Genomic DNA, 13445 nt, shown 5'->3' with positions numbered 1-13445 from the left:
TGCTGATGGATTTTAAGTTGTGATTTGGTTGTTTTTACAGAACGCTTATACATTTAGCTATTTGAGGGCTACTTTACAAATTTAATTTAGACAAGAAATAGGTGTTTATAAAACAAATAGATTGGGATTTGAAAGAGTACATAAAATCGGTTAGGGATTGCAGCGGCATCCTTTATTACAATGTAACGCAGTGGAATTGTAATAAAGATATAGCGGAAAGCCCGACCCTTTGGGTAACCGCCTAAGAATTGGTTAAAAAGTCCAAAGTCCAAAGTCCAAAGTCCAAAGTCCAAAGTCGCAAGTGTGAAAGTTGTATGTGAACTTTTTAAATTTTGCGATTTTAGACTTTTAACTTTAAGATTTTATGTTAAGAAAGCATGTTTTTTGCCCTTATCAAGGCATTGTATAAAATATCAATTTCTTCAAAAGTGTTGTAGAATGAAAATGAGGCTCTTATGGTTCCTGGAATGTTGTAAAAAGCCATAACAGGTTGAGCGCAATGGTGGCCAGTACGAACTGCAATTCCTAATTTATCGATAATAGACCCTACATCAAACGGGTGTAAATTGCCAATATTGAATGAAATTACAGATGTTTTGTGTTTTGCGGTTCCGTAAATTTTTAAGCCATCTATTTCCAATAATTTTTTGGTGGCATATGTTAACAATTCGTTTTCATAAGCTGCAATGTTATCAAAACCAATGCTGTTCATATAGTCAATAGCAGTTCCAAAGGCAATTCCGCCAGCTATATTTGGTGTGCCTGCTTCAAATTTATGAGGTAAATCGGCATAGGTAGTTTTTTCAAAAGTAACTTGCTTAATCATTTCACCACCACCTTGGTAAGGCGGTAGTCTATTTAACCATTCTTCTTTACCATATAAAATACCAACACCTGTTGGACCACATAATTTGTGGGCAGAGGTTACGTAAAAATCGACATCTAAAGCTTGAACATCTGGTTTTATATGCGGGCAACTTTGAGCGCCATCAATTAAAACGGCAGCACCAACCGCGTGTGCTTTATCAATAATTTCTTGGATAGGATTGATGGTTCCTAAGGCATTTGAAACGTGGTTTACAAAAACTAATTTTGTTTTATTGGAAAGTAATTCGGTGTAAATATCCATTAACAATTCACCTTCAACATTCATTGGAATTACTTTTAAAATCGCGCCTGTACGTTCGCATAACATTTGCCAAGGTACAATGTTTGAATGGTGTTCCATTGTTGAAACTATTAACTCATCTCCTTTATTTAACAAGGTAGTAAAACCTGTTGCAACAATATTGATACTGTGAGTAGAACCAGCTGTTAATATAATTTCGTGACTTTTTTTAGCATTAAAATGGTGCTGTAATTTAATGCGCGCCTCTTCATAAGCATCTGTGGCTTTTTGACTTAAGGTATGTACTCCTCTGTGGATATTTGAATTTATAGTTGTGTAATAGTTTACAATACTGTCAATTACAACCTGTGGTTTTTGACTTGTTGCTGCGTTGTCTAAATATACAAGTGGCTTTCCGTTTACTTTTTCTTTTAAAATAGGGAAATCGGCTCTGATTTTTTCAATATCTATCATATGCTCTTTTTAGAATCATTCTAAATACAAAAATACAAATTTGATGCTATTTAAGTGGTTTTTTTATAACTAATTACCGCCAAACCATTCATAATAAGGGCGTATAAAAAGGTCTTGGTTAATTGAGGAGCAATATCGGTTAAACTAGCACCTTTTAGCATGACCATTCGCATGACTTCAACAAAATAACGAATAGGATTAAACTGTGTTATAAATTGCGCCCAAGAAGGCATACTTTCAATAGGGGTGAAAAGTCCGCTCATTAAAATAAATATGACCATAAAAAACCAGGCTATAAACATAGCTTGTTGTTGGGTTTCGGTAAAATTTGAAATAAATAAACCAATACCTAAAACCACTAAAATATATATGGAAGTATAAAAATACAGCAAACCAATACTGCCTACAATTGGAATGTTAAATAGCAGTTTTGCAATGATAAGTCCAATAGTTAATAAGCCAATTCCAATAATCCAAAACGGAAATAATTTGCCAATAATAAACTCGTGTTTTTTAATGGGTGTAACGTTAATTTGCTCTAAAGTGCCTATTTCTTTTTCGCGAACAATGTTCATTCCCGATAAGAAAAGTGTAATCATAGTAACCAATAAAACTAGGATTCCGGGTACCATAAAGGTTTTGTAATTGAGCGTTTGGTTGAACCAAAAAGCAGGAATACTTGTTAAGGTTTTGGGTAGGTTTTTCACCTGGTTTGTTTGTATTAATTGTAGACGTATATTTTTGTTGAAATTTTGAATAATTTGGTTGATGTAGCCATTTTCTACACCTGCCGCAGCACCATCTATAGCATTGATGATTACTAATAAATCGGTTTGTTTTTTTGAAACTAAATTTTGTTCAAAATCTAAAGGAATTTCTAAAATAACATCTACTTCGCCTTTTAACATAGCTTCGGTTGCTATTTTGTTTGAAGTGAAATTGGTTAAAACATTGAAATAAGTTGAAGCATCAAATTTTTGGATAAGCGATCTTGAAACTGAAGTTTTATTATGGTCTACATATGAAAACTTGATGTTTTTAATTTCGAAAGTTGCGGCATTGGAAAGTATAACCAACTGAATTAATGGCATAATGAAAATAATAGGCAACATTCCTTTATTTCTAAAAATTTGCTTGAATTCTTTTTGAATGATGTATCCTATTGTTTTCATTTTTTGGTATCTAGTATTCAGTATTGGGTATTCAGTGTCTTGTTTTTTTAACTTCTACTATTTAATATTTCATTTTTAATATAATTTATAACAATTCCCCCTTTGGGGGTTAGGGGGATTACTCCAATCTAATCTTATATTTTTTCACACTTACTGCAATAAAAAACAGTGTCATACCTAATAAAATAAGGGTTTCTTTCCAAATAAATAAAATGCCAACACCTTTAAGCATTATGCCTTTAATAATTATTATAAACCATTTGGCAGGAATGATATTACTTATTATTTGCAAAGGCAGCGGCATACTACTTATTGGAAATATAAAGCCCGATAGCAATATTGTTGGTAGCATTAATGCCATTAAAGAGATCATCATGGCTGTTTGCTGCGTTACAGATATGGTTGAAATTAAAATACCTAAAGAAAGGGATGTAATAATAAATAAAACACTTTCTAAACCAAGTAAAAACAAGCTTCCTTGAACGGGCATTTTAAAAACAAAAAGGCTGAGTAAAATAATAATAGTTGCATTGATAACCGATAAAAATATATACGGAACTACTTTGCCAACAATAACCAAAATTGGTTTTAAAGGCGAAACTAAAAGTACCTCCATAGTGCCTAATTCTTTTTCGCGAGTTATAGAAATAGAGGTCATCATTGCCGAAACCAACATCAAAATAATGGTCATAACTCCAGGTACAAACATAAAAACACTTTTCAATTCGGGGTTAAAAACCATCCGTGTTTTTGGTATAATTTGATAAGGAATTTTAGTTGTTTTATTTAATTCTTGCTGATAATTTTGTAAAATGGCATTGGTGTAATTGCTTATAGTATTTGCTGTATTGGGGTCTGTTGCATCGGTAATAATTTGAACTGTAGCATTGTTTTGGGTGATTAATTTTTTGCTAAAATCTTTTTCAAAAATAAGTACAGCTTTAAGGGTTCCTTTTTTAAAAGAATTTTCAATTTCGGCTTCATTTTGAATATAATCCTGCACGCTAAAATATTTTGAAGCTGCTATTTTATTGATAATTTCTTGTGTTGTTGCATCTTTTGAATGATCTAAAATAGCAATATTTACATTGTTAATTTCATTGGTAATGGCAAAACCAAACAGCATAATTTGAACAATAGGCATTCCAAAAAGTATAAACAATGAGCGTTTATCTCTATATATGTGATAAAATTCTTTTTTTACAAAGCCTATAAATCTATTCATTTTAATTACGAATTGTCAATTACGAATTATTAATTGTTGTTTTCAAACTGTTGCTTCGGCTCCGCTCAACGACCAGCATATCTCAATACTTTGTCATAACGAGGAGCGATAGCGACGTGGTTATCTCATTTTTATGGAGAGATTGCCACAATTTTTTTTCCTTGCGCCAGCTGACCTGTTCGGTAAAAATGTTCACCGAACATTTTCTAAACCCTCCATCCTGCAATGACAGTTTTACTATTTAATATCTAAATTCTAACCTGTTGGGTGCAATTAATTTTTGACGATAAATTTTTCGTCAGTTCGAGTGATTTTCAATAGAAAATCGTATCGAGAAGCGAAAAATTATTATTAAAAAAGGTTCTCGATACATTTTTTGTTCCGTTTTACTACACAAAAAACACTCGAACTGACGTTTTTAATATTTGCACCCAACGGGTTAAATTCTAATATATCAATACTCAAACTTTTTAATTATTCATTTTTAATTTTTAATTATTCATTGGGCTTCTAGCCAATTTCAAAAACACATCATTCATATTTTGTGAATTGTACTTTTCTTTTAATTTTTTTGGGGTGTCTAAAGCCTCAATTTTTCCATCAACCATAATAGAAACTCTGTCGCAATATTCAGCCTCGTCCATATAATGTGTGGTTACAAAAATGGTAGTTCCTTCGTTGGCTGTTTTGTAAATCATTTCCCAAAACTGACGTCTAGTTATTGGGTCAACACCACCAGTTGGTTCATCTAAAAAAACAATTTTTGGCTGATGTAAAAGCGCCACTGAAAATGAAATTTTTTGTTTCCAACCCAAAGGCAAAGAACCTACCAATTTGTTGCTTACTTCTTGCAGGTTTAATTCGTTAATTAGCACGGCTGTTTTTTCTTTGATTTCAGCTCTTGATAAACCATAAATTCCACCAAAAAAAGTAATATTTTCTTTCACAGTTAAATCGTCGTACAAAGCAAATTTCTGACTCATATAACCAATATTTTTTTTAATAGCATCCGGATTTTTATAAACATCAAAACCTGCAACGCTAGCATTTCCGACTGATGGTTTTGAGATGCCAATTAACATTTTCATTGCGGTTGTTTTTCCTGCTCCGTTCGCACCTAAAAATCCAAAAATTTCACCTTTTTTCACTTCAAAAGAAATGGCATTAACAGCCGTAAAGTCACCAAATTTTTTAGTTAAATTTTCAACTATTATAACATTTTCTTTTTTCATATTTACTTTGTCAGTTCGAGCGCAGTCGAGAACTATTTATGTATAATTAAAAACCTCTCGACTGCGCTCGAGGTGATATTCCGTTTTTTGCTTGCTGCTTCTGCTTACTTATTTAGCCAGCTCCATAAAAGTATCTTCAATGGTTGCTTTTGTTTTGTTTATTTGTATATTTTGTAAACCTTTATTTTTTAAATAATTTGCCAATTCGGCAGGTGTAAAATCATTTCTTTTATCGGTATAATGTACAAACTCACCAAAAGGATATACACTATAATTATGTTTAAATGCTTTTAAGCTTTTAATTAATAAATACATATTATCTGCACTAATATTGTAGATGGTTTTAGGGTAATGTTTTACAATTTTTTGAGGTGTGTCAATTTCTAAAATTTGTCCATTTTGGATCAGTGCAATACGATCGCACAATTCGGCTTCATCCATATATGGTGTTGAAACCAACATGGTAATTCCTTTTTGTTGCAAGCGTTTTAGCATTTCCCAAAATTCTTTTCGAGAAACTGGGTCAACACCCGTAGTTGGCTCGTCTAAAAACAACACTTTAGGTTTGTGAATTAACGCACAGCACAAAGCTAATTTTTGTTTCATACCACCCGATAATTTACCTGCTCTACGGTTTTTAAAAGGTTCAATTTGAATGTAAATATCTTTTATTAAATCGTAATTTTCTTCGATGGTTGTACCAAAAATAGTTGCAAAAAATTCCAGATTTTCTTCAACAGTTAAATCGTGATACAACGAAAATTTACCGGGCATATAGCCCACACAATTTCGAATATTTTTATAGTCTTTTACAATATCAAAACCAGCAACAGTTGCGGTTCCTTCATTAGCAAATAACAACGTGGTTAATACCCTAAATAAAGTGGTTTTTCCAGCGCCATCTGGACCAATTAAGCCAAACAATTCGCCTTCTTTAACATCGAAAGAAATGTTTTTTAAGGCTTCAATTTTTTTGAAGGATTTGCTGATATTTGTTACTGTTATACTCATTTTTTATCCCATCCTAAATCCTTCCCCAAGGGAAGGACTTTTTTTTGATTGTGTTTTAAATATTGTTTAACTAAAATTTACGCTCCCTTTTCTTTGGAAAGGGGCGGGGATAGGATCATCTCCGCAGGCATTCCTATTTTTAAACTTCCATCGTTTTTCACATCAATTTTAACCGCATAAACCAAGTTTACACGCTCTTCTTTTGTTTGAATTATTTTAGGTGTAAATTCAGCTTCCGAAGCAATCCATGAAATAGTTCCAGAGTAACTTTTTAAGCCTTTTTCACCATCAATTTTCACCGTAACTTCTTGTCCGATTTTAATACTAGAAAGTTGCGTTTCACTAATATAAACCCTTAATTGAAGTGTGGTTAAATCGGCAATTTTATACAAAGGTTTTCCAAAAGAAGTAATTTCATTTGGTTCGGTATATTTGGCTAAAACAGTACCGTTAATTGGATTTTTAACAATACTTTTTGTTATTTGATCTTCAATTTGTTGAATTTGAACATCAATACTTTTTAATTCGTTTACAACAGGTGCATTTTGAATTTCAATACTTTTTATTTGATTTTTTATTACATCAATTTTACCATCAATATCATCTAATTGTTGTTGGGTGGCTGCGTTTTCTTTCAATAAATTTTCAATCCTGTTTTTTGAAATTTTAGCTGTTTTTAACTGTGCGTTTAAAACATCAATTTGAGATAAAACACCTTTAGATTTTGATGTAATTACATTTTTTGAAACCAACAATTGTTCTTTTTTTAGGTTCAAAGGAATGGTGTCTATAAAACCTACAATTTGATTGCTTATTAAGTCTTGACCTTCTTCAATGGTAAACTGAATTAATTTTCCATTATTCTCTGCAGAAACAGTTATTTCTGTTGCTTCAAAATTGCCATACCCATCGGCTTTTTCGTTGTTTTTGCATGAAATAATACTGATGGCAATCAGCAATCCGATGATGCGTTTATAATTTTTCATAAGGCTTTATTTTGTTTAAAGGTTGAATAGTTTAAGGGTGTAATTGTTTTCAACTTTTAAGTATTCATTTTTACTTTTTAATTAAATTTTCCCTTTTGGGATTAGTTTCCTATTGTTACATTGTAATTTGCTTTGGCCAATAACAACTGAATATTGTGCACATTTATATTGTTTTCTGCTTCAAATAAATTGGTAAACTCTGTTATATAGGCAGATGAAGTGATGACTCCATTTTGTAATTGCGAAGCGGCAGTTTTTACTATCTTTTTACGCAATTCAATAATTTCAGCATCTGTTTTTATAAAAGATTCAATTTTTGAAATTTCCGCTTGTTGCTGATTCAGTTCAATTTGAGTGTTGAGGTTAAAAACTTCGGCTTCACTATCAACAATATCTTTATTGATAAGTAATGACTGACGTTCGTTTTTAGTTGCATTCCAGTTAAAAACATCCCAATTCATTCTAACCCCAACCCAATAGTACGTTTTAAAAGCATTGTCTAGCATATTTAAACCAGGATTTCCAAAACCACCAGTCGCAAAACCTGCAATTTGTGGTGTGTTTTGTTTTGAAATTAAATTTTCTGATGTTTCAATTTGTTCTTTTTGAAGTTGAAATAAATCCAATTCGGGTCTGTTAATTTCTGTTGCTGTATTTGATATAATGGTAGGGTTTTCAAAAGTAATTGTTGTGCTAATTTCATTTCCAATCAACTTTGAAAGCGTTTCAATCATGGTATTTTTATTAACAGCAATTTCGACCAGCTGTTGGTCAATTTTTAACAATTCGACTTCTAAAGCAGCATCTGCATTAGGTAAAATAGTGCCAAATTCAATGCCTGCTTTTACTTCTTTAAGTTGGGTTGTTAATTGATTTTTTTTAGCATTTAATAAAGTATTTTTTTCCTGTAAATTTAAAATTGAAAAATACAATTGGTTGACTTGTTTTTTTAGTTGGTACAAGCTTACTTCTATTTGTTTTTGATGTGTTTTTAATTCGGCAGATTTCAAATTAGCAACTGCATCAATTTTTCCACCTCCATAAATTAACTGATTTACTGAAAGGGTTGATTTGTATTGGTCTAAATTTGGTGCTTCAAAACCTGATCCCGGAATGTCTATTGGCATTTGTGTAACATCAGACTGGTATGTAGCCTGAATTAAAAAATCAAATTGAGGTAGTTTTTTTGTTTTAATAACCTTTAAATCAAGGTTGTTTTGTTGCGTCAATAAATCGTTTTGTTTTGCTAACGGATAATTTTTTTGAACCAGCGTATAACAAGTTTCTAAACTTAATTGTTCTTGTGAAAAAACACCAATCGTTAAAAAAATAAAAGTGTAAAATAGTAATTTTTTCATTGGTTTAAACTTTTATAGCATTGATAATAAATGATGCAACTTCGGTTTTTCGTTCTTCAATTAAGTCGTTAAAATCGCAATTATTAATACCTAAAAAACCTTTTAACAATGGAGATGCTATAAAAGGAAAAATATTTAAAGCAAATAGATTTATAAATAATTGTTCGGGTTTAATGGGTCTTATAATTTTAGCAACCACGTTTTCTTCGACCTGTTTTTTAAATTTACCAATGCTCGGAAAATGTTTGTCTGACGTTAATTTTAAAATGAATTCTGGATTTCTATTCAATTCCTGAATGATGAAATTTGGTAAATATGGATGTTTTACCACAAACGAAATGTAATTATGTGAAAAGTTGGTGATTTTATCAAATAAAGAAGAATCGTCGTTTAAAACCTTGTTTAATTGTGGGGCCAACAGCATAAATGCATTTTTAAAAACAGCTTCAAAAAGCAATTGTTTACTGCGGTAATAATAGTGTAGCAAAGCTTTGTTAATTCCGGCTTCATCTGCAATCTCTTGCATACGAGCTCCTTCCATTCCTTTTAGCTGAAAAATGCGTTTTGCAGCTTCTAAAATATCGGTTTCAGCAGATGTTTGTGTTTTTTTTGAATTCATTTTAACTAAAAGGTTTAACCATATGGTTAACAAATGTAAATACTTTTTTTAAACTAACAAAATATTTGGTACTTTTGAGTTGCATTATTAGTTTACAGTATTCAGTATCAGTAAGCAGTATTCAGTTATAGTTTACAGTAACAGTATTCAGTAGCTGTACTTAAAACCAACAACCAAAATTCAAAAAAATGAAAAAAGCGCTAAAAATTTCACTTTCAATCTTAGTAATAGTCGTTATTTACTTTGGTTATACAAATTTTCAAAAACTGGTTTTGATATCAGGTCATTCAGCAAAAAACCTTGCTTCCAGTGTTTTTATTGCAAAAAGATCTCAAGAAATGGTTGAAACTTCAGACAATGGTTTTTCTCCGGTTTCATTAGCAACAAACAAAGTAGATTTTGAAAATAAAATGGTTACAACCAATGTTTTTGGTTTTAAAAGCAGAACTGCAGTTTATAGAGAAGGTTTAGGTGCCGTTGTAATTAATGAAGATTATGATGAAAATGCACCTTATTTGGTGCCTAAAAGAAATATAACTTCTAAAAATTTACCTTTTCCGTATGGAGATTTACCTCAAAAAGACACCGTTTTTGCAAATGTTGATTATAAAAAGTTAAATGAAATTGTTGATGCTTATTTTAATGAAAACACAGCAACAAATACAACAAGATCTTTTTTGGTAATTTATAAAAACCAAATAATTGCTGAAAAATATGCTGAAGGTTTTGACGAAAAATCTTTAATGCTTGGTTGGTCTATGGGTAAAAGTTTGATGAGTGCAGTTTGTGGTGTGTTGAATTTTAAAGGTCAATTAAATGTTGATGAACCTGCACCTATTGATGCTTGGAAAAACGATGAACGTTCAAAAATAACCATCAATAATTTGTTGCAAATGAATAGTGGTTTGGAGTGGGAAGAGGATTATACTAAAATATCAGACGTGACAAAAATGTTGTATTTGGATACAGATATGACCAAATCTCAAATAAATAAACCTTTGGTAGGAAAGCCAAATGAAACTTGGAATTATTCGTCTGGAACCTCTAATTTATTAAGTGGAATTATTAGGAGTAAATTTAAAACACATCAAGAGTATCTTGATTTTTGGTACACTGATTTATTTGATAAAATTGGTATGCATTCTATGATTTTTGAAACCGATTTGGCGGGTAATTATGTTGCTTCATCATACGGTTGGGCAAATACAAGAGATTGGGCAAAATTTGGCTTGTTGTATTTAAATAAAGGAAACTGGAATGGCGAACAAATTTTTAGTGAAGATTGGGTAACATATACTGCAACACCAACCAATGGGTCGCAGGGTGTTTATGGCGCGCAATTTTGGTTAAATGCTGGAGGTAAAATGCCCGATGTTCCAAAAGACATGTTTTTTGCTGATGGTTATCAAGGACAACGTGTGATTGTTATTCCTTCAAAAGATTTGGTTATCGTACGCCTGGGGGTTAGCTATAGTCAGTTAGATGAACAATTAAAATCACGAGAAATTCAACCAGAAGAAAATAAAGATGTGGTTGAATTTGAATTGAATAATATAGGCTATAACAGGTTGTTAAAAGCTATTTTAGCTGTTTTTAAGTAGATGGTTGTTTATTTTATCAAAATTTCACCTATTGTAACCAGCTAGATTAATTAAAAATTATCGGTTTTTAAGTGAGTATTTTTTTGTAAATTGTATCATAATTTAATGACCCAAAAAGTTTCATTTGAAATTTATATCTAAAATATTTTATTTAAGTATTGCTTTATTTTTTTACGGAAATAAATTAGCTGCGCAAGACTATGATTTGGTAACTATCACAGGTGTTATTTCTGGAAATGAAACCAACAATACATTGTTTAAAGCTTATTCTGAAACAATTCCAGAATTAGAGTATATAAGAGCGCAAAGAGTAAATGGACCTCAAAACGGCATATTTACACAAAATGGAGACAATATTAGATATACTGCTATTTCAAAGGATGAAGGTATTCCAGCTAATCTAAGTCAAATTAGATTTACATTTTTAAAATCAGATAGAATAACACCAATAAAACCTGCAAGTTTTAGATTTGGAATTAACGATATTGATGGGCCAAACAATGAAGCGCTTGCCACCAATTGTAATGATAATTTAAAGTTTTTAGGAACTGCAGATCCTACACATTTAATTGTTGTAAATATGCCGCCAAATATTATTGCTGTTGGTGCTGTTGAAGAGAACGAAGGGCCAACTAGTAGGGTTATGTTCGAGTTTGATAATGTATCGGTAGTTCAATTAGATAATTATGCAAATGATGGTTATTTAAAGGATTTTGATTTGAATGATGATTATCCTATTACAAATCCTTTATTGGTGAAGTGTAAGGACTTTGTGCGTAATATTTATAAGTATGATACGTTGCCACCAAGTAAAGAACCTAGCGAATTTAAAAAGGAAAGAAATTTGCTAATGGTAAACACCCAGCCAATTTACTTTGACAAAGATAAGTTTGAGATTAGAAATGATGCTGAAGTAGCTTTAAACAAGGTGCTTGAATTGTTAAATAAATATCCAAAATTAATTATTGAAATAGGTTCGCATACAGACTCCAGAGCCAGTGATGCATATAATTTAGAATTGTCTGATAACAGAGCGAAAGCATCCATAGCTTGGTTTGTTAATAAAGGTATTGACCCTTCAAGAGTATTTGGAAAAGGTTATGGCGAAACTCAATTGGTAAATAAATGTTCAAATGGTGTAGAATGCACAGAAAATGAACATAAATTAAATAGAAGAACAGAATTTGTAATTGTAAACCCTGAAGTTTTAAAGTATTAAATCATAAAAAATGTCGCTAATTAGCGACATTTTTTATGATTTAATTTGATGTATTTTATAATTCAAAACCTAAATTAACACCTAGATTTTTGGCAATTAATTTGGTAATTCGTGTTTTTAATTGCGGAATTTTAATTTTTTCAACTACGTCGTTTCCAAAAGCAAATAGCAATAGTGCTTGTGCTTCTTTTTTAGGAATTCCACGAGATTGCATGTAAAACAAAGCGCTTTCATCTAACTGGCCAATAGTACAACCATGTGAACATTTTACGTCATCGGCAAAAATTTCCAATTGTGGTTTTGCATTGATAGTTGCACCATCATCAATTATAATATTGTTATTTTGTTGAAAAGCATTGGTTTTTTGAGCAGCCTGCTGTACAATTACCTTTCCGTTAAAAACGCCTGTAGATTTTTCAGCATAAATTCCTTTATACAATTCGTGGCTTTCACAATTAGGAAATTTATGATTTACCAAAGTATGATTGTCTACATGTTGTTTGCCATTTAAAATAGAAATACCATTTAAATTAGAAGTAATATGCTCACCTTCGTGGTAAAATTCTAAGTTATTTCTGGTAATATTTCCACCAAAAGAGTAGGTGTTAACTGAGGCAACACTTTGTTGTTTTTGCGATACAAAAGTACTGTCTATTAACGATGAGTTTTCAGTATCATTCTGAATTTTATAATAGTCTACAATGGCTCTTTTGTTTACAAATATTTCAGTTACAGCATTGGTAAGTGTGGTGTTTTTTGATAGATTTTGATGACGCTCAATAATTTGAACGTGCGAATTTTCGCCTACCACAATTAAATTTCTTGGCTGTAATAAAATTTCGTTTTCGCTTCCTGTTGAAAAATTAATAATTTGAATAGGTTTAGCAAGAACAGTGTTTTTAGGAATGTTGATAAACACACCTTCTTTTGTAAAAGCGGTATTTAACTCAGATAAACTGTTGTTGTTTTTTGCAATTGTGTTAAAATAATTGTCAACAATCATTTTATATTTTGGACGAGTTAAAGCCGAAGAAAGTACGCAAACATCACATTCATCGTGTGTTGTGCTAGATAAATGTGAGCTAAATACACCATCAACAAAAATTAAGGTATACGATTCAATCTCATTGATTAAATATTTTTCAATATTCTTAAATTCAATTGCTTCTTCGTTTGAAGGAAACAAGCTAAAATCGTGTTTTAATAAAGGTCTTAAGCTAGTATATTTCCATTCTTCATCTTTTCTAGTTGGAAAACCTTCTTTTTCAAAATTTTGAATGGCATTCAATCTAATCGAATGTACATTCGAATCCATATCTAGGCCACCTTTATTTTCAAAAGCTAAAAATGAAGAAACTAATTTTTCTTTTAAATCCATTGTTTTTGAGTTTTCAGTCTCAGTTTTCAGTAGTCAGTTTTAACTGTTTACTGTAACTTTTA

11 protein-coding genes are annotated in these 13445 nt (G+C 31.2%); 2 read left to right on the top strand and 9 right to left on the bottom strand.

Features of this window, described 5'->3' with window-relative positions; all coding sequences use genetic code 11:
- Positions 1 to 367 precede the first annotated feature (367 nt).
- From EC396_RS05165 to EC396_RS05130, 8 genes are all read right to left on the bottom strand, one after another.
- Entirely contained in the window at positions 368 to 1582 is a 1215-nt protein-coding gene (locus EC396_RS05165; protein WP_129365639.1) for an aminotransferase class V-fold PLP-dependent enzyme, read from the bottom strand.
- Positions 1583 to 1632: 50 nt separating this feature from the next.
- Positions 1633 to 2754, bottom strand: coding sequence for an ABC transporter permease (locus EC396_RS05160; RefSeq protein WP_129365638.1), 1122 nt, complete (start codon positions 2752 to 2754; stop codon positions 1633 to 1635).
- Between the two features lie 118 nt (positions 2755 to 2872).
- Positions 2873 to 3979 (bottom strand): ABC transporter permease, encoded by a 1107-nt coding sequence (locus tag EC396_RS05155; protein ID WP_129365637.1) that lies wholly within the window; start codon positions 3977 to 3979, stop codon positions 2873 to 2875.
- Between the two features lie 491 nt (positions 3980 to 4470).
- Positions 4471 to 5211, bottom strand: a complete 741-nt coding sequence (locus tag EC396_RS05150; protein ID WP_129365636.1) for an ABC transporter ATP-binding protein — start codon at positions 5209 to 5211, stop codon at positions 4471 to 4473.
- 108 nt (positions 5212 to 5319) lie between these two features.
- Positions 5320 to 6222 (bottom strand): ABC transporter ATP-binding protein, encoded by a 903-nt coding sequence (locus EC396_RS05145; RefSeq protein WP_129365635.1) that lies wholly within the window; start codon positions 6220 to 6222, stop codon positions 5320 to 5322.
- Between the two features lie 77 nt (positions 6223 to 6299).
- Positions 6300 to 7208 (bottom strand): HlyD family secretion protein, encoded by a 909-nt coding sequence (locus EC396_RS05140; protein ID WP_129365634.1) that lies wholly within the window; start codon positions 7206 to 7208, stop codon positions 6300 to 6302.
- A 101-nt stretch (positions 7209 to 7309) separates the two neighbouring features.
- A complete protein-coding gene (locus tag EC396_RS05135; RefSeq protein ID WP_129365633.1) occupies positions 7310 to 8566 on the bottom strand; it encodes a TolC family protein in 1257 nt (418 codons plus the stop codon).
- A 4-nt stretch (positions 8567 to 8570) separates the two neighbouring features.
- Complete coding sequence (locus tag EC396_RS05130) at positions 8571 to 9185, bottom strand: TetR/AcrR family transcriptional regulator (protein ID WP_129365632.1); 615 nt, start codon at positions 9183 to 9185, stop codon at positions 8571 to 8573.
- A gap of 188 nt (positions 9186 to 9373) precedes the next feature.
- On the opposite strand from EC396_RS05130, the gene EC396_RS05125 reads away from it, so the two are divergent.
- Positions 9374 to 10786, top strand: a complete 1413-nt coding sequence (locus EC396_RS05125; RefSeq protein ID WP_129365631.1) for a serine hydrolase — start codon at positions 9374 to 9376, stop codon at positions 10784 to 10786.
- Between the two features lie 124 nt (positions 10787 to 10910).
- Positions 10911 to 12005, top strand: a complete 1095-nt coding sequence (locus EC396_RS18065) for an OmpA family protein (protein ID WP_240665636.1) — start codon at positions 10911 to 10913, stop codon at positions 12003 to 12005.
- Positions 12006 to 12060: 55 nt separating this feature from the next.
- Here the strand turns inward: EC396_RS18065 and sufD are convergent, their stop codons facing one another.
- On the bottom strand, positions 12061 to 13383 hold the full coding sequence (sufD, locus tag EC396_RS05115; RefSeq protein ID WP_129365630.1) for a Fe-S cluster assembly protein SufD: 1323 nt from the start codon (positions 13381 to 13383) through the stop codon (positions 12061 to 12063).
- Positions 13384 to 13445: the final 62 nt, after the last annotated feature.

The organism is Lutibacter sp. HS1-25 (assembly GCF_004121075.1).
Classification (GTDB): Bacteria; Bacteroidota; Bacteroidia; order Flavobacteriales; family Flavobacteriaceae; genus Lutibacter.
This window is presented reverse-complemented; position numbering and strand designations above follow the sequence as displayed.